At 52.1% G+C, this 22097-nt stretch carries 15 protein-coding genes; 7 read left to right on the top strand and 8 right to left on the bottom strand.

Going from position 1 to position 22097, the window contains the following annotated elements; translation table 11 throughout:
* Positions 1–82: 82 nt before the first annotated feature.
* Together LDN84_RS07650 and LDN84_RS07645 are read left to right on the top strand one after the other, a co-directional pair.
* Positions 83–994 (top strand): metal ABC transporter substrate-binding protein, encoded by a 912-nt coding sequence (locus LDN84_RS07650; protein ID WP_223910689.1) that lies wholly within the window; start codon positions 83–85, stop codon positions 992–994.
* 516 nt (positions 995–1510) lie between these two features.
* Complete coding sequence (locus LDN84_RS07645) at positions 1511–2356, top strand: hypothetical protein (RefSeq protein ID WP_223910687.1); 846 nt, start codon at positions 1511–1513, stop codon at positions 2354–2356.
* A gap of 41 nt (positions 2357–2397) precedes the next feature.
* On the opposite strand, the gene LDN84_RS07640 is transcribed toward LDN84_RS07645, so the two are convergent.
* From LDN84_RS07640 to LDN84_RS07630, 3 genes are all read right to left on the bottom strand, one after another.
* The gene (locus LDN84_RS07640; RefSeq protein WP_223910684.1) at positions 2398–2643 is read right to left on the bottom strand and encodes a hypothetical protein; all 246 of its coding nucleotides are present in this window, start codon (positions 2641–2643) and stop codon (positions 2398–2400) included.
* A 703-nt stretch (positions 2644–3346) separates the two neighbouring features.
* Positions 3347–6073: a pyruvate, phosphate dikinase gene (gene ppdK, locus LDN84_RS07635; protein WP_223910681.1), complete on the bottom strand. Its 2727-nt coding sequence runs from the start codon at positions 6071–6073 to the stop codon at positions 3347–3349.
* Between the two features lie 166 nt (positions 6074–6239).
* Positions 6240–7100 (bottom strand): HDOD domain-containing protein, encoded by an 861-nt coding sequence (locus tag LDN84_RS07630; protein WP_223910678.1) that lies wholly within the window; start codon positions 7098–7100, stop codon positions 6240–6242.
* A 196-nt stretch (positions 7101–7296) separates the two neighbouring features.
* On the opposite strand from LDN84_RS07630, the gene LDN84_RS07625 reads away from it, so the two are divergent.
* Positions 7297–9564: a DUF3141 domain-containing protein gene (locus LDN84_RS07625; RefSeq protein WP_223912844.1), complete on the top strand. Its 2268-nt coding sequence runs from the start codon at positions 7297–7299 to the stop codon at positions 9562–9564.
* A gap of 40 nt (positions 9565–9604) precedes the next feature.
* Here LDN84_RS07625 and msrA read toward each other — a convergent pair whose 3' ends face one another.
* On the bottom strand, positions 9605–10147 hold the full coding sequence (gene msrA, locus LDN84_RS07620) for a peptide-methionine (S)-S-oxide reductase MsrA (RefSeq protein WP_223910675.1): 543 nt from the start codon (positions 10145–10147) through the stop codon (positions 9605–9607).
* 188 nt (positions 10148–10335) lie between these two features.
* On the opposite strand from msrA, the gene LDN84_RS07615 reads away from it, so the two are divergent.
* The 4 genes from LDN84_RS07615 to LDN84_RS07600 all read left to right on the top strand — a co-directional run bounded on the left by LDN84_RS07615 (position 10336) and on the right by LDN84_RS07600 (position 13670).
* Positions 10336–11031, top strand: coding sequence for a TetR/AcrR family transcriptional regulator (locus tag LDN84_RS07615; protein WP_223910672.1), 696 nt, complete (start codon positions 10336–10338; stop codon positions 11029–11031).
* Positions 11032–11286: 255 nt separating this feature from the next.
* Positions 11287–11949, top strand: coding sequence for a protein-L-isoaspartate O-methyltransferase family protein (locus LDN84_RS07610; protein WP_223910670.1), 663 nt, complete (start codon positions 11287–11289; stop codon positions 11947–11949).
* Positions 11950–11951: 2 nt separating this feature from the next.
* Positions 11952–12293 carry a rhodanese-like domain-containing protein gene (locus LDN84_RS07605; protein ID WP_223910667.1) on the top strand — a complete coding sequence of 114 codons (342 nt, stop codon included), beginning with the start codon at positions 11952–11954 and terminating at the stop codon, positions 12291–12293.
* 54 nt (positions 12294–12347) lie between these two features.
* Complete coding sequence (locus LDN84_RS07600; protein WP_435405924.1) at positions 12348–13670, top strand: TolC family outer membrane protein; 1323 nt, start codon at positions 12348–12350, stop codon at positions 13668–13670.
* 444 nt (positions 13671–14114) lie between these two features.
* On the opposite strand, the gene LDN84_RS07595 is transcribed toward LDN84_RS07600, so the two are convergent.
* From LDN84_RS07595 to LDN84_RS07580, 4 genes are all read right to left on the bottom strand, one after another.
* On the bottom strand, positions 14115–15968 hold the full coding sequence (locus tag LDN84_RS07595; protein WP_223910664.1) for a cytochrome C: 1854 nt from the start codon (positions 15966–15968) through the stop codon (positions 14115–14117).
* A 213-nt stretch (positions 15969–16181) separates the two neighbouring features.
* Positions 16182–18365, bottom strand: a complete 2184-nt coding sequence (locus LDN84_RS07590; RefSeq protein WP_223910661.1) for an MtrB/PioB family decaheme-associated outer membrane protein — start codon at positions 18363–18365, stop codon at positions 16182–16184.
* A gap of 16 nt (positions 18366–18381) precedes the next feature.
* Positions 18382–19419 (bottom strand): DmsE family decaheme c-type cytochrome, encoded by a 1038-nt coding sequence (locus tag LDN84_RS07585; RefSeq protein WP_223910658.1) that lies wholly within the window; start codon positions 19417–19419, stop codon positions 18382–18384.
* A 114-nt stretch (positions 19420–19533) separates the two neighbouring features.
* Positions 19534–22062 (bottom strand): OmcA/MtrC family decaheme c-type cytochrome, encoded by a 2529-nt coding sequence (locus tag LDN84_RS07580; protein WP_223910655.1) that lies wholly within the window; start codon positions 22060–22062, stop codon positions 19534–19536.
* Between the last annotated feature and the right edge of the window lie 35 nt (positions 22063–22097).

Here is a 22097-nt window from a genome sequence, read left to right as displayed (position 1 = left end):
ACCGCCCCGATGCTCAGACGCGCTTACAACACAGGCATCACCAGATGTTTTCTCTACCCTCACCACCAACCGAAAGACATGCATGAAACGCCGCACACTCACCCATTTTGCCCTCTCGACACTGGCTGCCAGCTGCCTGCTTCCCGCCTGGGCGGCCGAGCCGCTGCCGGTCGTGGCCTCGTTCAGCATTCTGGGTGACCTGGTCAAAGTGGTGGGGGGTGATCGGGTTCAAGTGACCACCCTGGTCGGCCCCAACGAAGATGCCCACGCCTTCGAGCCCAAACCCGCCGATGCCAAAGCCATTCTGGCGGCAAAACTGTTTGTTATCAATGGCCTGAACTTTGAGCCCTGGGCACCCAAACTGGCCCAATCCGCCAACTACAAAGGCCTGACCCTGATGGCCACCCAAGGCATCCAACCCCGCAGCATGCCCCCTGAACCCGGCCATACACATGGTCATGCTGAAACCGACCCGCACGCCTGGCAAGACCCCAGCAACGTCATCACCTATGTGAAAAATATAGCCAAATCACTCTCTGATGCAGATCCATCAGGCGCTAGCAGCTATCAAAAAAATAGTGATTTTTACATCAAGAAACTGATGATTCTGGATCAATTTGCCAAAGACCAACTGGCCATGATCCCTGTGGCCAAGCGCCAAGTGATCACCTCGCACGATGCCTTTGGCTACTTTGCGGCACGTTACCAAATCAAGTTCTTGGCCCCGCAAGGCATCAATGAAGATACCGAACCCAGCGCCAAAGAAGTGGCCCAATTGATCCGCCAGATCAAGCGCGACAAGATCAAAGCGGTGTTTGTGGAAAACATGAGCAACAGCAAACTGCTGGCGCAAATCACCCGTGACACCGGTGTCACGCTCGGCCCCAAGCTGTATGTGGATGCCCTCTCAGGCCCCAACGAGCCTGGCTCAAGCTACCTGCTGATGATGCGCCACAACGTGACACAACTGGTGGCGGGCATGAAGCTGAATTGAACGGCAGGTGTCAGCCTGCTTGAAAAATACTATTTTTATAGCTGCTTGCGCTTATTCTATAAGCGCTACAGGCTTAAATGGCATGTAAAAATGAAAGGTGTATGGCTTCGTCAACTTCAACGAAGCAGTGGCCGTGGCGCAATGCGCGCACAGCCAAAACTGTAAAACCGTTTTGGAATGCGGCCTAGATCCGCAATGCAGCGTTAGCGGGTGCTTATGACAGGCAGCTTATGGGATGTGAAATTGCAGTGGAACCGAAGTTCTCGACATTGGTCCGTCTTTAGCTGTATTTGTAAAGCGCCTGCATGCTGGAGCAAATTGGCGCTGGGGGGATTTTACCGAAAGTGTCCGCTGGGATGGACTGGATGTTGTTGTAGAACGTCCCCAAGTTGGTGATGGTGACGGCGATTGGTCGCAGCTTAATGGCCGACCATGAGACTATGCTTGCAGACTATTGGGTACGATGAAGTCTGCGGTGCTTTTAATATCGAAATCACAAAATCAGGGAGAAGGTCAATGACTTTGCTTAAAAGACAAAAAATTCTAAAAGAATTCGATGACGGCGATTTGACATTTAAAGAGTTTTTTGAACGCTACGAGGACTTACTAATTGCAGAGGTAGACCAACGAATTGTCAATAGCATGGCACTAATAAAACGTGGCGAAGCTAGGCAGCGATACATTTTGTTGGCACTATTGATAGGAGCGATTGTTGCGGCCGTCATACTTAGCCCACCAGTTTACAGTCGCATCTTCGGATATGGGAGTGCTGAAGAATGCGCTGTGCATACAAGCAATCGATTTTCGTACGGCGCTTGCTACGACCTCTATCCATCCATTAAGGACAAACCTACAAGCAGCCCAGCCATTGCACCACCTGCCCAAACCTCTCAACTAACTCAATCCGCACAAGTCTCTCCAAATTCATCTTCAAGCTTGAGTGCAGAAGACTTTTCCGACACACCTCCCGTTTTAACAACTCCGTCGCATGGGAGCGTGCATTGGTATGGATCACCTCAAGTCGGTGCTGTGCCATTCGAGATCAATACCTCAGCGGGGTCAAATTATTACGTCAAACTTATTGATGCAGCAACAGGCTTCCATGTGCTTGGAATATTTGTTGAGGGGGGCAAGCCACTATCCACCGAAGTTCCTCCTGGGCGTTATGTTGTGAAATATGCATCTGGCCTGAGGTGGTATGGCTACGATAACTATTTTGGAAATGACACAGCTTACTCAAAAGCAACTTCAACATTCAATTTTGAGGTGAATTCGGATGGTGCCAACGGCTACTCGATCACTCTTTATAGGGTGAAAAACGGTAATTTAAGAACATCACGCATCACGAAAGCTGAGTTCTGATTTTGTGTTTAACCCAGCTATTTTTCTAAATAGCAGCAAGCCTAGCTTGAACTGCCCTGGTCGGTGTGTTTAACCAAAAGATCTTTGGCTTCACGCAATACTTTGCAATAGTCGACATCAAGGTTGTTTTCAGCAATTGCATTATCGAGATCTTTTAGTGTGAACTCCTTTATGCGAACAACGTCTTCCCCATCTTTCCAGGCCATGCAAATAAGTTGAGGTGACGTGTCGAGTCGATCACCGCCATGCGATGTATTTGATAGATAGAACTCGAATGGTTGTTGCATAATTTAGATGGTTTTCCTGATATCTTGGATGCGCATATATTTTTGCATTTAAGCGAAGTAAATTACTTACCAAAAATATTACCTCTTGCACTCAACAATAAGATTGCGTCGAACTAGCGGCCCTGTTGCTGTAGGTGTGCTGCTCTCATTGCGATCTATGACGCTGTATTTTCCATTGCATGCAATAGCAGATGCCTCGTAGCATGTGGACCAGTTGTCGGCAGAACCATCACATTCAACCAAAAAACCTTGCCTCCCATCAGGCGTGGTCAACGGTTTTACTGTGGCAGCACACCCCGCAAGAGTTCCGATAGCCAGAAACAGTAGTCTTTTAAGCAAAGTCATTGACCTTCTCCCTGATTTTGTGATTTCGATATTAAAAGCACCGCAGACTTCATCGTACCCAATAGTCTGCAAGCATAGTCTCATGGTCGGCCATTAAGCTGCGACCAATCGCCGTCACCATCACCAACTCGGACACGTTCTACAACAACATCCAGTCCATCCCAGCGGACACTTTCGGTAAAATCCCCCCAGCGCCAATTTGCTCCAGCATGCAGGCGCTTTACAAATACAGCTAAAGACGGACCGAGTGACCGGAATCAGGTGCTCAATTCGCACAATCCAATTTCCGGTTTCAGCCTTTTGCTGCAGTAGAAACACCTGTTCCAGAGCTCAGTTTTTGCTCCAGCGCCAGCAACTCTCAACCCGCAATGGCGGCCTGCGCAGCCGCCAGCCGGGCAATCGGCACGCGGTAGGGTGAGCAGCTCACATAGTCCAGGCCGACCCGGTGGAAGAAGGCCACCGAGGCCGGGTCACCACCGTGTTCGCCACACACACCAACCTCGATGCCGGGGCGCACGCTGCGGCCTTTTTCCACCGCCATTTGCACCAGCAGGCCGACACCTTTCTGGTCGATGGAGCGGAACGGGTCGTGCTCGTAGATGCCACGTTTGAGGTAGTCGGGCAGGAATTTGCCCGCGTCGTCGCGCGAGAAACCGAGCGTCATCTGGGTCAAGTCGTTGGTACCAAAGGAGAAGAATTCGGCCTGCTTGCCAATGCTGTCGGCAATCAGGGCGGCGCGTGGGGTTTCGATCATGGTGCCGAGCATGTAGTCCAGCGTCTCGCCGCGCTCGGCAAACACGGTGGCTGCGGTGCGGCGGATGACTTCGGCCTGGGCGTTGAACTCTCGCACCGTGCCGACCAGCGGCACCATGATTTCGGCCTTGACATGCACGCCCAGGGCACGCACGTTGAGGGCGGCCTCGATCACCGCGCGAGTTTGCATTTCGGTGATTTCGGGGTAGCTGATGCCCAGGCGGCAGCCGCGATGGCCCATCATGGGGTTGAACTCGTGCAGCTCTTCGACCCGCATCTTGATCTTGCCCAGCGGCACATGCATTTCGGCGGCCATGACGCGCTGGTTGGCATCGTCTTGCGGCAGGAATTCGTGCAGCGGCGGGTCGAGCAAGCGGATGGTGACCGGCAGGTCGTGCATTTCGCGGAACAGGCCTTCAAAGTCGTCGCGCTGCATCGGCAGCAGCTTGGCCAGGGCTTTGCGCCGTTCGGCTTCGTTGTCGGCCAGAATCATTTCACGCACCGCCAGAATGCGCTCACCTTCAAAGAACATGTGCTCGGTACGGCACAGGCCAATGCCATGAGCGCCAAAGTTGTGGGCCACCAGGGCATCGGCCGGGCTGTCGGCATTGGCACGAACCTCCAGGCGTTTGTACTTGTCGGCCAGCGCCATCAGATCACCAAAGTCGCCACTGAGTTCGGCATCTTTGGTGGCCACTTTGCCTTCAAGCACCTCACCGGTGGAACCGTTGAGCGAAATCCAATCGCCTTCGTTGTAGACCATGTCGCCCACCGTCATGGCGTGGGCTTTCAGGTCAACATGGACCGCGCCAGCGCCTGACACGCAGCATTTGCCCATGCCGCGCGCCACCACCGCCGCGTGCGAGGTCATGCCACCACGGGCAGTGAGAATGCCCTTGGCCACACTCATGCCGCGCAGGTCTTCGGGTGAGGTTTCCTGGCGCACCAGAATGACCGCTTTACCGGCTTTGGCCCAGGTTTCAGCCTCGTCGGCAAAAAACACGATTTGCCCTGTAGCAGCACCGGGCGAGGCGGGCAGACCGCGGGCAATTAAGGTGGCGGCTTTGATGGCTTTGGGGTCAAAAATGGGGTGCAGCAGCTCGTTGAGCCGATCCGGGGCGACGCGTTGCAGCGCGGTTTTTTCGTCGATCATGCCTTGCTTGAGCATCTCCATGGCAATACGCACCATGGCCGCGCCAGTGCGTTTGCCGTTGCGGGTTTGCAGCATCCACAGCTTGCCTTCCTGGATGGTGAACTCGATGTCTTGCATGTCCCTGAAATGGTTTTCCAGCAGGGTCTCAAATTTCAGGAGCTGCTGGTAGATCGGCGGCATCAGTTCTTCCAGTGAGGGGTACTGGCTGGCACGCTCGGCCTCACTGATCAGCGCCAGTTCAGCCCAGCGGCGTGAACCGACCAGTGATACCTGCTGCGGCGTGCGGATGCCAGCGACCACGTCTTCACCCTGGGCGTTGACCAAAAATTCGCCGTTGAACAGGTCTTCACCGGTGCCGGCATCCCGCGAGAAGGCCACGCCGGTGGCGCTGCTGTTGCCCAGGTTGCCAAACACCATGGCCTGCACGTTGACGGCAGTGCCCCAAGAGGCCGGAATGTCATTGAGCTCACGGTAGACACAGGCGCGTTCGTTGTTCCAGCTCTCAAACACCGCCCACACCGCGCCCCAGAGTTGCTCCCACGGGTCGGTCGGAAAATCACAGCCCAGCCGGGCGCGAATCAGGGCCTTAAAGCGCTGCACCAGTTCTTTCAGGTCAGCCGCGTCCAGCTCGGTGTCGAGCTTGACCCCTCTTTTTTCCTTGAGGGTTTCGATGATGATCTCAAACGGGTCATGCTCTTCTTTGGACAGGGGTTTGAGCCCCATCACCACGTCGCCGTACATCTGGACAAAGCGGCGGTAAGAGTCCCAGGCAAAACGCTCGTTGTTGGACTTTTGGGCCAGGCCTTGCACCGCTTCGTCGTTCAAACCCAGGTTCAAAATGGTGTCCATCATGCCGGGCATGGAGGCCCGCGCCCCGGAGCGCACCGACAGCAGCAGCGGGTCACTGGCGTTGCCAAAGGACTTGCCCATCTCGGCCTCGACAAAGGCCACGCCCTGCAATACCTCGGCCTGAATCATCTGCAACACCGCTGCTCGCCCGCGCTCGGTGAATGCAGTGCAAGCCTCGGTGCTGATGGTGAAACCGGCGGGCACGGTGATGCCCAATCGACACATTTCAGCCAGATTGGCCCCTTTGCCCCCGAGCAGGTTTTTCATGTCGGCAGCACCTTCGGTGCGTTGGCTGCCAAAGACGTAAACGTATTTTGGAGATGAGTTCATGATGGAGTCCCTGTTGAAAAAATTCAAACTCTATGAGCGGAACCTTCCTGCGTCACTGCGCATCGCATGCCAGACAAGTGTCCGATCACGGTCAGTATCTGCTTGTCAATCACGATGGTCAAGCACCTGCGTTACCTGAACAGCCAAGGCTTGTCAGGCTGTCAACTCACTCAAACATGGCTTCCAGACCTTCTGTAAGCTGCGCCATCGGTGGCATGGCCGGCGAGTCTGGATCAGCTTCTGCCAGTGCCTCAAAGTTGACCCATGCCGGATCCAGCCCCAGTCGTTGGGCCACTTGCTCGGGGTAACTGGCCTGCTGTTCCTCGGCACTCAATCCAAGCACTTCGGCCTTGGCTCGCCAAGCACCCAGGTGCACCAAGGCTGCGGCTTCAGAGAATTCTTCTGCACTCAGCGGTTCTGCCACATGGGTCAGAGCATCAATCAAGGACTGCGGAAAATTCCATACACGGGCTAACTCGGCAGACACCTGAAGGTGGTGGAAGCCCAGCTTGTTTTTTTCCAACGCAGCACGCCCGACTGCCAGCACATGGAGTTGCTGGTCAAGCAATGCCATCTCATGGGGTATGACCGCATGCATTTGCAATTGACCAATACCATGCATGAGGCCCAGGGTGAAGACCAGGTCGCCATTCACCTCTGCGCGGTGCGCCAGCCAACGTGCAGCACATGCGGTGTAAAGGTTGTAGCGCCAAAACTGCGGTAAGTCGATACCCTTGGTGTTTTTGAAGGCTGCAGCGACGCTGTTGCCCAGCACCAGGTTACGCACCATCACAAAACCCAGCATTTGCAAGGCCGACTCCACCGTGCCGATGGTGCGTGACACATGAAAGTAAGCGGAGTTGGCCAACCTCAGCAGCTTGGCACTCAAGGCCGGGTCAGCAGTGAGTTGGCTGGCGATTTCATTCACCGAAGCATCTTCTGAACTGAAACTGGCAATCAGTTGCTGGGCAACTTTTGGGATGGTTGGCAACTTGCCGGGTTGGTCAATCAGGCTTTGAAGTTCCATGGTGCTAGAGCGCTTGCGCGATACAAAAGTGTTCTACAAATTATCTCAGTGCACTTGGCTTCTAAGTGACGCAAATAAGAGAAAGCTTGCTGCAGATCAAGGAGCGTGCAAATTCAAACGTGTGAAACAGGCACACAAAGCATGCCTACCCTATCATTCAAACTTGCTTCAATCCACTTTGCATCAGATCGACATCATGATTGCCAGCACCCTCAATCCATCCCCTATTCCTGTGCCCTCTCCAGACTACTTTACCGATGCTGCGCAGCGGACTTTTTTGTTTTTGGACACACTGCTTGACCGTGGTAATAACTACCTGGAACATCTGAACCAAGGTACCCCGCCACTACTGAAGTTTGAGCATGAATTGATTCTGGACGGTGCCACACTGGACGATCCATGCAACTACGCCTTGCTACGGCTGGTGCCACCAGCCGACTACACCGTCAACCCACAGGCTCGCCCCGTGGTGGTGGTAGACCCGCGAGCAGGACACGGCCCTGGCATTGGCGGCTTCAAACTCGACTCTGAAGTGGGTGTCGCCATGCGCGCTGGACACACGGTGTACTTTGTCACTTTTCGCCCCGAGCCGCATGACAGCCAAACGCTGTGGACGGTGATGCATGCCGAAGCAATGTTTCTGGAAAAGGTGATTGAACGCCACCCACAAAGCCAGGCCAAACCAGTGGTCATCGGCAACTGTCAGGCAGGTTGGGCCATGATGGCGCTCAACGCAACCCGCCCCGAATTGTTCGGTCCCCTCATGATCATGGGTGCGCCGGTTTCCTATTGGGCTGGCAGCAGTAAGCTTAACCCAATGCGTTATGCCGGTGCCACTTTGGGTGGTTCCTGGCTTGCATCCCTGACTGCAGACCTGGGTGCCAACCGCTTTGACGGTGCCAATCTGGTGGATAACTTTGAACGGCTGAACCCAGCCAACACACTATGGAACAAGTACTACAACCTGTGGAGCCACGTGGATACCGAGTCGGGCCGCTTCCTGGAGTTTGAGCGCTGGTGGGGTGGTTTCTTCCGCATGACGACCGCCGAAATTGAAGGCATTGTGGAAAACCTGTTCGTTGGCAACCGTCTGGCACGAGGCAGCATCATGGCGGATGGCAAAGCCATCAACCTGCGCAACATCACCGCGCCGGTGTTGGTTTTTGCTTCTTGGGGTGACAACATCACACCGCCGCCACAAGCACTGGACTGGATCATTGACACCTGGGGTGACGAACGGGCCATTGCCGCCGACGGCCGCACCATTGTCTATGTGCTGCATGAGAGTGTTGGGCACTTGGGCATCTTTGTCGGCGGGGATATTGCGCGCAAGGAGCATGATCAGTTGGTGACATCACTGGACGTGATCGAGAGTTTGCCGCCTGGCCTTTATGAAATGAAGCTGGTCGCCAAAGCGGGCCTTGACCACCAACGCTGGGAAGAACTTGAGCCGGGTGACTACACCGTGCATTATGAGCACCGCACCATCAAAGACATTGAGGCACTGAACCCGGAAGGCAGAGAGGAAGAGGCCCTGTTTTCAACCATCAGCCAAGTTTCGGAAATGAATGCGCGCCTGTACAAAACCTGGATGCGTCCATGGCTGAGCCTGGTTGTGCAACGCCCGATAGCTGATGCCATTGGCAAGCTGCACACACTACGCTTGCAACGCCAGATGCTGTCTGACCAATTACCCCAAGCACCATTGATCCGCAACTTGGCCCAACAGGCCCGAACACAACGTGTACAGGTGCCGGACGATCACCCGCTACGCATGCTTGAGAAAAAGATATCCACAAAAATCAATGAGGTGCTTAATCAATTTCGCGACAAGCGTGATGCAGATGTAGTAGCCTGGACGCGCCTGGTCTACGGCCCCAAAGGCTTGGGAGTTATTTTCAAACCAGCCACATCGGATGCCGAAGTGGCCCACGCCTGGGCTTTGGGCGAACTGGAAACACAGCGTGCGCAAGCCTTGCAGCACATTACTGAGGGAGGATTTGCTGAAGGTGTATGCCGTATTGTGCTGGCGGGCATGGTGTCGATTGGAGCCTTTGAGAGGCGTAGCCTACGCCTGGCACGTCTGCTGGCACAACTACCTGAGGCATCGACTGGTGGTCTGGGACAAGTCAACTGGGTGAAACTGCTCAAGGAACAAGCCCGCTTGACCGCTGTAGCCCCGATTGAAGCGCTCAACGCGCTGGAGCAGTTGCTGCCGGATCAACCCAGCCGCGAACAAGCGTTGGCCGTTTCGGCAGCCGTCATGATGATTGAGCCTACGCTGGCTAACCCACGCTCGGAAATCATTGAGTTTTTGATGGGCACCCTGGGTGCAGACCCAGAGCGGGTCATCGAATTAGCACGCCAGTTGACGGCAACATTGGACACCCCTCAATCACCAACTAAACGCGCCGTTGCGGCAAGAAAATCCAAAGCAGTCGGTATTGATAAAAACCAGAAGTAACAAAACTGATTCTTTCTGAATCTGTCCGCTGGTAATCAACTCAATCGTGCACCAAATGAGCAAAGGTTTGACGAAACTTGGCTACTTTGGGCGCGGCGACTGCCATACAGTAACCTTGATGAGGGTGTTTCTCAAAATAATCCTGATGGTAGTCTTCTGCTGCCCAGTAGTTGCTTAATGGCAGCACTTCTGTCACCAAAGCGCGGGTATACAAGCCACTTTGTTTCAGTTCATCCATCACCTTCATTGCCACGGATTGTTGCTCAAGCGTACTGAAGTAGATACCACTACGGTATTGAGTCCCGTGGTCATTACCTTGTGCATTGAGGGTAGAAGGATCATGAATGACAAAAAAGATTTCCAAAATCTGGCGTGTGCTGATGATGTGCGGGTCATACATGAGCTTGATCACCTCCACGTGACCTGTGCTACCGCTACAAACCTGTTCATAGCTCGGATGAAAAACATCCCCGTTGCAATAACCAGACTCCACGTCCACAACACCTTTGACACGTACAAAAACCGCCTCTGTGCACCAGAAGCAGCCACCACCCAGTGTGAGGGTTTCAAGTGTTTGATTCATTATTCATTGCCCTTGGTTGATCCACCTATTATTCAGCTTGGTTGATGCTATAACTAAAACCGTCACCCCGAAGTGAATAGGTGATTACCCTGCATACCTGTTAACAACGGGTCGGCTTGACTCTTACGTTGACAATGCCAGTATGCAAAGCTATATTAATAACCCAATAGTCATTAACTCCATCGCTCATGACCCCGCTTGACAGCACTTCACCTACGCCCCAACCACGTCGCTCGCGCCGCAAAGAGGCCCGTCCAGGTGAATTGCTGGCAGCTGCGCTGGATTTGTTTGTGGAAAAAGGCTTTGCGGCCACGCGGGTTGAAGAAGTTGCCCAACGTGCCGGGGTTTCCAAGGGCACGCTTTTTTTGTACTTTCCAAGTAAAGAAGAACTCTTCAAGGCAGTCGTACGCCAGAACATCTCGGTTCGCTACACCGAATGGAATGCCGAAATCGACAGCTTTACAGGCAGTGCCAAAGAGATGCTGCGCTATGCACTTTTCAGTTGGTGGGAGCGTGTTGGTTCCACCAAGGCAAGCGGCATCCCGAAGCTGATGATGAGTGAGGCGCAAAACTTCCCTGAACTGGCCAGCTTTTATCAGCACGAAGTGATTCAACCTGGCAACGCCTTGCTAGAGCGCATTTTGAAACGCGGCGTTGCTAGTGGAGAATTTCGTCCAATGGAATTCACTTATGGTGTGTACCTCGTACTCGCACCCATGCTATTTTTGGCCATGTGGAAACATTCGCTAGGCACATGCTGCAGCGACCACACTCAACTTGATCCGCAACGCTATTTAACAGCACAAATTGACATGCTTTTGCATGGTTTTAGCCTGACCTCGTCGCCCATTCCTCCAACAGAACCCAGCCTGTTCAGCAAATGAACGATGAGCCGCCATGAAGCTTTGCGGATAGCAGCCAGGATGCACCTGGATTTGAGAGCGTCCCAGATTCGGATAAACATACTGTTCATATTTTTGAAATGGTGCCAATGGTGTATTACCTCGTCAATGATCTGGCGCAGTGGTTAACTAAATTCTGCTACACCCAAGCACCATCAACCCCAGAAATTCAGGGGCCTTGATGCCGCCCACAGGTAAAATCGAAGAATTCCGTTAACATACCCCCTGGAGTACCAAATGAACTTACAAAACGTGGAGCAAGCCCGCTATTACATGATTGAGCAGCAGATTCGCCCTTGGGACGTATCTGACGATGCAGTGATTGAATTGCTCACGCTTGTCAAGCGTGAAGACTTTGTACCATTGGCACAAAAATCCTTGGCGTTTGTTGACATGGCTATTGCCTTGCCAGGAGATCAAAGCATGCTGCCACCACGAGTGCAAGCCAGATTACTGCAAGATGCGGCGGTCACATCCACGGATAAAGTGCTTGAAATTGGTACGGGAACCGGTTTCATGACTGCCATATTGGCCCGTCAGTCGCAACGCGTGATTTCCCTTGAGATCAACCCAGAATTGGCCGAAATGGCTCAAAGTAACTTGCAACGTGCAGGCATCCACAATGTGGAAATCCGTCAGGCCGATGGTTCCAAAGGCACTTTGGCTGACGCGCCTTTTGATGTGATTGTGCTGGGGGGATCGGTGGCTGAAGTGCCAAAGACTTTGCTAGACATGCTCAAGGTGGGTGGGCGACTGGTCGGTATTGTGGGGGAAGAGCCCATCATGCACGCCCAAACGATCACCCGCACCAGTGAAACCAATTTCACAGTGATCGACAAGTGGGACGACAACGCACCCCGCTTGGTCAATTTCCCTCAACCATCCGCCTTCAAGTTCTGATCATGGTTCAACACGTCCGCCCCTTGCAACTCAAAGACTGGCTCGAAGCTGTTCGCGGTCATGGCAAACCAGTGGTATTGGATGTGCGTGAACCTCATGAATTGCAAACAGCAAGCATCAAGGCTGATGGATTCGAACTTATCACCATCCCGATGGGTGTGATTCCTCCCCGACTGTCTGAGCTTGACCCCAGCCAGCCGATTGCTTGCTTATGCCATCACGGTGGACGCAGCATGCAGGTAGCCAATTTTCTGAAAGCACGCGGTTTTAAACATGTAGCCAACGTAGCCGGTGGTATCAACGCTTGGTCAGTTGAAATTGACCCCAGCGTGCCGCGCTACTAATAACTACCCATCCGCTTTGCCCCCTTTTTTGGCAACTTACACCTGAAGCTCACCATGATGAACTTGCGCCCACTTCCTCTTGTTTTGGCCCTCAGTGCCGCGTTTGCGCTACCCGCTCAGGCGCAAAGTCTGGTTGAGCTTTACGATGCAGCGCGCAGCTTTGATGCATCGTACCAATCTGCCAAATCACAGTATGAGGCCAACTTGTTCAAAGCCGAACAGGCCAAGGCGAGTCTTCTGCCCTCGGCCAACCTGGGGCTGGGTGTCAACCGCACCAACATTTCCAGTGACACTGCCGCATTTGACCGCGGCGGATACGGTACCCAAAGCGCCACACTGAGCGCGAGCCAACCGCTGTACCGCCCTGCCAATGTCGCAGTTGCAGAACAAGGCAAAAAATCTGCAGACATTGCACAAGCGCAGTTTCAGGCTGCTGACCAAGACCTGATCGTGCGGGTCAGTCAAGCCTACTTTGATGTACTGGCTTCTGCAGACAGTTTGACTTTTGTGCAAGCACAAAAAATCGCCATCTCGGAACAGCTGGCCTCAGCCAAACGCAATTTTGAAGTCGGCACAGCCACCATCACAGACACCCGTGAAGCCCAAGCTCAGTTTGACCTGGTTTTAGCACAGGAAATTGCAGCTGAAAATGATTTGCGCATCAAAAAAATTGCCTTGGATCAGCTAACTGGAATAAGCAATGCAAGCCCACGTCCACTGCTGACCTCTGCAGTGATTGCCCCACTTTCTCCCGATGATGTGAATCGCTGGGTGGCCCAATCTGAAGAAAACAGCCCATCTTTGCGACAAGCCCAGTTGGCGTTGGAAATTGCCCAGCTTGAAACCGAAAAAGCCAAGTCTGGTCACAAACCCACGCTGGACTTGACGGCAGGCTACAGTGTCACAAATAACAATGGTTCTGCAAACCAATATATTGATTATCGAACCAATGTCACATCCATCGGATTGAGCTTTAATCTGCCTTTGTTCGCAGGCTTCGCCATACAAAACCGTATCAAAGAAACACTATCCTTGGAAGACAAAGCACGTAACGACTTAGAAGCTACCAAACGCGCCGTGGCACAAGCTACCCGAACAGCATATTTCGGTGTCGAATCTGGTCTGAGTCAAGTCAAGGCGCTAGAAGCGGCTCAAGCCTCCAGTCAGCTTGCCTTGGATGCCACCAAACTAGGCTACCAAGTCGGTGTGCGTATCAATATTGACGTGTTGAATTCACAAAGTGTTCTATTTAGCACCAAGGCCAAATTAGCTAAAGCTCGCTATGACGTGTTGTTAGGCGACTTGCGTCTGCGCCAAGCGAACGGCACATTAAAAGCTGAAGACCTACAAAGCCTGAACGGCATGCTCAACAAGTAGATTGTTCACTGCCAGCTGTACATACGCCCTGATGTAAAAGAGCTGCATATTCAAACGAATGTAAGCCCGTCATCTTTTTCAACAGTGCTGACAACCTCAGCAATTCATTTTGCAGTGCCTGGGGATGCCGCTAGAAATTGCCATCTATACATTCTGGTTTTGCGTCTTGATTTCAGACTGCAAACTTTATTTTTCAAACCTCGCTACCTTCTTGCTTGAGTGATTGGCTGGACTGCCAATGGCTCCAGCAGCTCATGAACTTTGGCCTGCTAAACGGCGCATGTCATTCCAGCAATCAAGTCTGCATGCTGCGCTGCAGCTGGTACCAATACCCCCCGTTGAAAACACTGTGGAAATCAATCAGTTGGATGGCGTTTCTTGAGAGATTGAAATCAACAAAAAGAAGGAGAGGCAAAAGCCTCTCCCCATTCCTTCTTAAATAGATCAAATCTGTGTGAAGAAACCAATTCCCACCAGAGTCAACAGTGTCAAGCCACAGGCAATCAGCACAAAACCCAAAGCCTTAGACAGCGCCAATTTTGTAGGCGACGGGGCATCCACCAAAAGCTTCTCCAACTCACCACTGGCCACCAGCCGTTCATACTCCATGGCGTGGTCATGCTTGAACTCTTCCACCGAGAATGTGCCGGTGAACATCACCACCTCCACCGGGAACTTGTCTGGGCGGAAATGGTTGTTAAAGAAGTGCACGGTGAACAGGAACACTACCGCCAAGAAAGCCTCCTCCGCATGGAAAATGGCTGCCACGTTAAACACCCAACCCGGCAGGAACGCACCAAAGAAGTTGGGCAGCCACATGATCAGGCCACTCACCCCAATAATGGTTACCCCCCAGAACGGAGCCCAGTAATCAAACTTCTCCCAATACGTCCAATGGTCAAACTTGGGACGCGGACCCATCCCAAAGAACCACTTGAACATGGCAATCATGTCTTTGCCGTCTTGCAAGTTAGGCACCAGCGACTCGGGACCAAAGATCTTGAAGCTGCTCCAATTCTTGGCAAGCCGGTAGGCCACATAGAACAGATGCCAGAAGAACACCCCAGCAAAGATCACTGCATTGGTACGGTGAATGATGCCTGCTGTGTGTGGCCCACCCAGTGCAGCCATCAGAGTCGAAGCCCAAGGCGACGCTGGGTAGAACAGCGGGATACCAGTCAAAGTCAGCACCATCAAACTCAGTGCGAAGGTGATATGGGCAATCCGCCAGATCGGGCTGAAGCGGCGAACATGTTTACCCCGGTACTGTTCGGGTACGCTAGCCAGTCTGATGTGCTTCTCACCGGCGTGGGCTTTGCGCTCTTTGAATTCGCGGAAGAACCACAGCAGCGTGTGCAACCAGAAAAAGGCAAAGGTGCCTACCAGCAACTGCAGCATGATTTGCCAGGCGATCCAGATTTGCGGGTATTTGTTGAAATCGCCCGTATGACCATGAGGCTGGTAAGTGGCAAATCCTGCAGGTGCCAATGCAAGTTGTTTCTTGCCACTGTGGCAAGACTGGCAGGTCTTGAGCAAATTGTTGGGGTGCACAGTGGATTTCGGATCGCTCACCTTGGTAATCTTGTGGCTACCGTGACAGTCATAGCACTTGGCGGTATAGGCATACCCTAGCGTACTGATTTGCCCGTGGTAGGTGCCCATGTAGGTTTTCAGGTTGTCCTTGTGGCAAGAACCACATTTATCCGTTACCGCCAGTTTGAAGGGATCAACGCTTGAACTGGTAATGTCGTGTGTCGTATGACAGTCGGTACACACAGCGGCTTTGACATCTTGCTTTTCCATCACGGCTTTGCCGTGCACAGAACCTGAGTAGCTGTCCAACTGGTCTTCATGACATTTGGAGCCACAAGTTTCAGCAATACCCAAGCGCCATTGATCATAGGCAGGCGTATTTTTGGCAGGAACATTGAAGCTGTGGGTATCGTGGCACCCGTCGCAAGAGGCGTTAGGTTTGGTCTTGTCGTCTTCGCTCATGCGGGCATGGAAAGACTTGTTGTAAGCTTGAATATTTTTGACAATCAATTCAAGTTTGGGCTTGTCTTTGGCTGTGCCTGATTTCTGAGCCTCTTGCCAGAGCTTTTCATGACAACCTGCGCAGTCAACCTTGGCCAGTTTGAGAGCAGGGTCTTTGGTATGCGCGTTCGCTGTTTCGGCGTTGTCCTTGATGTCCGTGTGGCAAGCCACACATTCCATCTTGGCATGTACGCTTTGACCAAACTTGTCAGGGATCACGGCAAGCAGTACTCGCTTTTCACCTTCTTTTCCGAGAACTTCCAACTTGGCTTTTTTGCCATCGTGGCAACTTAGGCAAGTGGTGTTATCGAGGGTTGAGGCAACCACCGATGGCAAGGCCAAGAACATCGCAATTACAAAAAACAGACTAGCAATTACTGCTGATTGCTTTATTCGCATATAAAAACTCCGAAAAATTCACTGAACCACGAAAACAAATACGCAGAAACCTTGGACTGCACTATGCGCTCGCGATCTTCAAGGTAACTGATAGATGTAGGTGATGCCAACGAAACTAACACTTTGACTGGCTTGTTGACTTAACGTTGTTCCATCTGAATAGGTGTAGGGTACCCCGTTATAACCCCAAGCCCAGTCGTTGTAGCTCGATTTCTGGTGAACAAAATCCACTCGCACTGCAGACTTCTTGTCCAGTGCATATTTGCCAAATAACTTCAACACTGTTTGCCGGAGCACAATATCTGGCAAGCCACCGCTGGCAGCAAGTGATGCCACCGAATAGGCATCTGCGGTGGTATCCAGGGTTTGCGCATACTTGCTAGTGTCATCCACGTACGACAGGCTGCCTCCCATTTCTAATTGACTCGTGGGTTTTGCAGTGAACCCCAGCCCAACCGTTGTGCTATTGTTTTCAAAGGACATGAGATATCCACCCGTGCGCGCCTGGTTAAAAGTCTGCAGCCCTTTTGACACATAGCCATTCAAATTCAGTCGAAAAGAGACTGCATATGACCAGTCCAGAGAAAACTGATTCATCCGCGTATCGCGCAAGCCATACACACTCGGTGTGGTGTATTTGTCTGTACCCTCTTCGGCACTGAATTGAACTGACCAGTCTTTGGTAGGCATCCAATCCGCATACAACCTGACTTTGTCGCGTTGACGATCTGCCAAAGTAGGCATAAAAATACCAGAGACCAATGTGGGATCTGCTAAGTTAGTCACCGCAGACACACCCATTCCGCTATTGTCCTTGAGCCAAGTAGAACCATCACGGCGACTGGTTGATAAGGTCATGGCTCCACTAAAGGTTTCCGACATTTGACGTCGCAGTTCCGCACGCAATCCAGTTTCCTCCGTTTTTTCACGAAGCGCGGTGATGCCAGCAACTGCACTAGTAGGTGTCAACGTACCTCTATCAATCAACTCATAGTCCACACCGAGAGTTCCACGGTAATCACTATTAAACTGCCAATGAGCCTGTAGTTTGGCATTGGTCTTTTGACTGGAAAGCTGCTGATTGGTAAATGGTGTGTTACCGATCGCATTGTTGTTATAGATTGCTACAGGGGTCTGATCGTCTTTGTTGGAGTAGCGCACATCGCCCGACAAAGTGAGCTTCGGAATCGGGCGAGAATTAACTCCCAACTGAACCAATGAGGTATTGACACGCCCACCCAGACTTGCAGTACCTGGTTGACTGACTCCCACAAAGTTATCGTCCTGAGAAGCCGTACTGTAAGCCAACTTGAACAAACCTCGGGTTTTGTCGGTAAAGTCGTAATTTCCACTTAAATCAAACTGATGCATCTGATTGTCTGGCGACAAAGCAATGGGTTGATTCAGATAACCCAATAGACCGAGACTGCCAGGCAGTAACGTTCCTACAGGGTTGTACAAATTGCCTGCGACTGTCGGGTTAATGGATGAATTGGCGTTGCGATAAAACGAGCCATAGTAGCCTACGTTAAAACGCAGTTTTTCAAGCGTATAGCTCAACCGAACTTCTATTTGACTGTGATTGGAATCAACCGGTTCAGGCAGCATCAGGGTAGCCCAGCCCACATTAATTCCTGTCGTCCCCAAACAGGTAGGGTCATACACCGTAGGGCAATTCATCCCCACCCCAAACAAGCGAGATCCCTGCTTGTTTTCGCTTTTCAGATCAACCGCCAACTGCATCCGGTCACTGATGGTTTTGGTGTACACCACACCAAACTTGCTGCGTTTGGTTTGCAAATCAAAATTCGAACCTGTACCCACGCCACCAATTAACGAACTGACCTGCGGAGCCACTGAACCAGGGTTTACCAAACCGGTATTCACCTGATTGATGTCATGATGAACCAGCTCACCATACTCTGCGGAAAGTGACCAGTCTCCTGGACGTTTCCAGACCAGTCTTAACTCGCGCGAATCACCAAGCAAATCCGAACCTTGAAATTCCACTGAGGTTGCCGGATCATCTTTGCGTAAGCTGTAATCAATGCCAAGCAAGGCAGCTGTACTGCTATCTTTACGGATTCCGCTGTACTGGTCAAACAATCCGCGATCAGCACGGGAACCATCCACAAAACCGACACCAGCCGAGATCGTCGTTTGAGGACCAGTCGTTTGTGCCTGTACGGGTATGAAGGCTGCCAAAGCAGCCAAAGCCAGCACAGACCGTTGAAAATGAATCAATGAAATAGGTCTGATCATGATGTTTCTCCGTGCTTTAACGCATCAATGGGTTGGAGAATGACGGGCTGTTGGACCCATGAATTTGCGAATGACAATTCATGCAACTACGGCCTTGCCACATATTGACCACGTTTTTCCCATTGGTCACGCTCGTGATCTGTGGAACAGCTTGCCCAGCAGCGGCTGGTGCAAAGACTCCGCTTTGTCCACCTAGCGCACCCACTGCACCTGATACGTGTGGCGTATGGCATTGTTGGCAAAGCATGGGGGCACGAGTTTTAAGCATGCCCGGAATCACGCTGCCATGTGAGTTATGACAGTTGGTGCAATCTTCTGCTACAGGCGAATGTTGCTGCACAAAAGGACCCCGTTTTTCGGCGTGACAGGTATAACAGGTGTCATTGATACTGTCTCTCTTGACGAGTTTGGGACCTGAAGATCCATGCACGTTATGGCAATCTGAACATGTCATCTTTCCCTCAACAACCGGATGATGGGACAGCTTGTTGAGTTGTGTACGCTGCTCTTTATGACAGGCATAACAAACTTCGGACTCTGAGGCTTTTTTCAACACCTTGTCACGCGCTGTGTGCACTTGGTGACAGTCATTACAAGCCACATTGGCGGCTTGATGCTGGCTACCAACCCATAAGGCTCGCTTGGAATCACCATCATGGCAACTTTGACACACACGACTACGCTCATCTGCTTGCACTGTCGTGACATGGCCAAATTTTTTGGTGAATGTTTTATCCGGCTTGGATTGTTTCTCAACATTGTCTGGCTTGTTTGCATGCTGATCACTGGTACCGTGACAAGAAAAACAAGTTGGAGAACGTGAATTTCTAACATCGCCCATGGTACGACTGGCCAACGCTGCAGCTGCTGCTTTCATCGGTGGCGGATTGGGGCGCACTCCGTGCGCGGTTCCAGCCATGTCCGGCAAATCATCCGTGTCATGGCATGAGAGACAAGTCGCAGCGTCCTTTGCTACAGGCTCTTCTGCCCACGCCGACCCCAGTACCCCGAACACACAGGCACTGATAAACGCTATCGCATGTTTGATTTGCATCCCAACTCTCCTACAGGTCTAGCTTTGAATATTAATTTTGACAATATGCCGTTGATTACGAAAAAACGGGAGGGCCCGTAAAAACCCTCCCGTCCGAACCAACATTAGCAGTGCCTACTTTTGACCGTGGACGACATCAACACCCTTGAAACCACCGCTGGCATGGCAGTCGTTACAAGTTTCACGTGGCATGGCAGCAATTTCCGCCTGGGTCTTGTTGCCAAACGAAGCGCCACCGAAGTTAGCGACGTGCCCCATGGCTGTGCTGGAGTCATGGCAAGCCGTGCAACTTGCCGCCTTGGGCGAGATCACCAACCATTTGTTGGGATCAGTTTCAAGGACAACAGGCAACACACCTGGAGCCGAGGTAGTGGGTTTCATCACCACTGCACCCAATGTTCCCTGATCGTTTTTGTACGAATTGTTGACGTGGCAAGCGTTGCAATTCAAACCAACACCAGGGTAGGCCACTTCAGCAGCGTAGTTTTCTACACCGGCCACAATTCCCAAAGGCGCAGCTGTCTTGCACAAATCAATGGCAGCAACAGTCGTTCCAGTTGGATTGCAGAATGCTTGAACTGCTTTGTTGCCATGGGTAAACGGATTCACACGCTTGGAATTGCCATGGATACCGTGGATCATGCGTTTGAACTGGTAGGGTTCATACAGTGCCAATCCATTGGTCATCATGTTACCGCTCGACGAACGATTGGCATCATGGCAGACAGAACATGCTTCAACCGTGTCACGAGCACCACCGTGGAAGGCGTTGGCCAGCGTATTGGAACCAGAGGTGGAGCCCAGTGAGCCGTGACAAGCATTGCACTTCGCACTGGAGACCACTGCCCGGCGCGGCTGCAGAGCACCCGTCAAGGCAACATCAAAATGCGTGTTTTGCACAACCACACTGACCAGAGCAGCAGGAACCACCGCTGGCCGTGGATCAAGCGACTTCAACTCAAGTTGCGGCTCTTTGACCTGACCGATGCTGATCACACGCGCCGTACCCGAGGCAATTGAAGTTGCAGTATCTGCAGGCAAGGTGATGTCCACGGTGTAGTGGTTAGACGCGTCTTTGGTACCCTTGTAGGCATACGCGTTGGCACCACTACCGCCGTTGTTGTAGGACGAAAACTCAGTCACTGCGGTTGACTGACCCACCATGGTCTGGTACGCCACATAAAAACGCAGATTGCCAAACTTGGTGCTGGTTGAACATGTGGGCACAGTCGTGCTGGCACAGTCAGAGGTCACCAGGTCATACGCCGCATTGCCATTGGTCGGATCAGACAAGAAATACTTGACCGTGACTTTGCGTGTCGCTGCGTCATACGTAGCACCCTCAATGTTCATCTTGTATTTGGCAGAATTTTCTTCGTTCTGATTCCAGTGAACAACTTCAGACGAGATGTTGGAGCCAACCCTGTGACAAGCGATGCACTGAGCATTGGTCAAGTCAGTAGCCTTGGTGTTTGTGGCTGAAGCCGCGCCAACAACGATAGGATCTTTGGCATAAACCACATGCTTGGTTTCCCAAACACCACCAACTTTGGAAGTGTGGCAAGTCAGACAAGCTTGTTGGCTCACCGCAGTCTTCCAGTTATCGCCCTGAGGCGTTGCGGGATTCGCAGCAGTATGGCACTTGGTGCAATTGCGCAAGTCTTGCGGAAAGCCAATCTCTGAAGCATTTACATCATTCACAATGTAAGGGTCACCCGCTGCCGCAAGTCTCTTGCCTGCATGAAGCTTGTGAACCATGGTACTCAATGTCACCGCCTTGCCTGTAACAGCATCTGTGCTGCCAGGGTTGTGACACATCACGCAGAATTGAGTATCAACTCGACCACCACCGTGCAGGGCCAGTGTTTCGTGACAACTATTGCAAGAGTTCACATCCGTCATTTTCCTTGTCTTGCTTGGGTCGGCCATCTTCGCCGTACCATCGGCATTGATGGTGAAGTCAAAGTAAGGGTTGACCTTGACCACTGTCCCAGCTTTATTGGTATAACTTAGCTGAAGTGCCACCCGATGTACTTTGCTAGCGTCAAAAACCAAATTACCAGCAGCATCCTTGGTTTTCTTAACATCGGTACAGAACTTGTAGGTGTAATAACCATCAGGGTTGTACGTCAGAGTTGCTGGGCTTGCAGCACAGTCAACGGGATAAGTTGCTGTTTTAGTTGCCGTTGAAATTTTAGGATCGGTTGTGCCTTGAACCGCAAGACCATTGGGTGTCACAGCAGAGGTTTTTACTCTCGTGACATAACTAACCCATTCGTCAGGATTGCCATTCGACGCAGGAACCAGCTTTGCCATGGCCACGCTGACATTGGCAGCCGTGAGTTTGGTATACACCGCGCCATCCGAGAACACGGTGAAATTCACTACCGGTGGGCTGTTGATGGTGACAGCAGGAACACCGGCTGCCTGCAAAACTGTAAATGCTGCACTGCTGCCACTGGTACCAGTCGCCGTGTCAGTGACCAAAGGTGTTGCTGCAGCGGCGGTTATAGCGGCGCTGACAGCCGTACTTGTTGCGGGTGTTGTGGCCGCTGGCGCACTGCCACCGCCTCCACCGCCGCAACCTGCTATGGCAAGTGATGCCAGCAGGGCTGTCCCCCACCGGAATAATGAAGTTTTCATGTTTTTAATCCTTTACAACTGTTTAAACATCTGCA

It is taken from the genome of Rhodoferax lithotrophicus, assembly GCF_019973615.1.
Taxonomy (GTDB): Bacteria; Pseudomonadota; Gammaproteobacteria; order Burkholderiales; family Burkholderiaceae_C; genus Rhodoferax; species Rhodoferax lithotrophicus.
This window is presented reverse-complemented; position numbering and strand designations above follow the sequence as displayed.

What these genes read in the sequence shown, in the direction of transcription:
- LDN84_RS07650 (WP_223910689.1), top strand. Translation starts at nt 83, where the DNA reads ATGAAACGCCGCACACTCACCCATTTTGCCCTCTCGACACTGGCTGCC.
- ppdK (WP_223910681.1), bottom strand. Translation starts at nt 6,073, where the DNA reads ATGAACTCATCTCCAAAATACGTTTACGTCTTTGGCAGCCAACGCACC.
- LDN84_RS07615 (WP_223910672.1), top strand. Translation starts at nt 10,336, where the DNA reads ATGACCCCGCTTGACAGCACTTCACCTACGCCCCAACCACGTCGCTCG.
- LDN84_RS07625 (WP_223912844.1), top strand. Translation starts at nt 7,297, where the DNA reads ATGATTGCCAGCACCCTCAATCCATCCCCTATTCCTGTGCCCTCTCCA.
- LDN84_RS07645 (WP_223910687.1), top strand. Translation starts at nt 1,511, where the DNA reads ATGACTTTGCTTAAAAGACAAAAAATTCTAAAAGAATTCGATGACGGC.
- LDN84_RS07605 (WP_223910667.1), top strand. Translation starts at nt 11,952, where the DNA reads ATGGTTCAACACGTCCGCCCCTTGCAACTCAAAGACTGGCTCGAAGCT.
- msrA (WP_223910675.1), bottom strand. Translation starts at nt 10,147, where the DNA reads ATGAATCAAACACTTGAAACCCTCACACTGGGTGGTGGCTGCTTCTGG.
- LDN84_RS07640 (WP_223910684.1), bottom strand. Translation starts at nt 2,643, where the DNA reads ATGCAACAACCATTCGAGTTCTATCTATCAAATACATCGCATGGCGGT.
- LDN84_RS07630 (WP_223910678.1), bottom strand. Translation starts at nt 7,100, where the DNA reads ATGGAACTTCAAAGCCTGATTGACCAACCCGGCAAGTTGCCAACCATC.
- LDN84_RS07585 (WP_223910658.1), bottom strand. Translation starts at nt 19,419, where the DNA reads ATGCAAATCAAACATGCGATAGCGTTTATCAGTGCCTGTGTGTTCGGG.
- LDN84_RS07600 (WP_435405924.1), top strand. Translation starts at nt 12,348, where the DNA reads ATGATGAACTTGCGCCCACTTCCTCTTGTTTTGGCCCTCAGTGCCGCG.
- LDN84_RS07580 (WP_223910655.1), bottom strand. Translation starts at nt 22,062, where the DNA reads ATGAAAACTTCATTATTCCGGTGGGGGACAGCCCTGCTGGCATCACTT.
- LDN84_RS07590 (WP_223910661.1), bottom strand. Translation starts at nt 18,365, where the DNA reads ATGATCAGACCTATTTCATTGATTCATTTTCAACGGTCTGTGCTGGCT.
- LDN84_RS07610 (WP_223910670.1), top strand. Translation starts at nt 11,287, where the DNA reads ATGAACTTACAAAACGTGGAGCAAGCCCGCTATTACATGATTGAGCAG.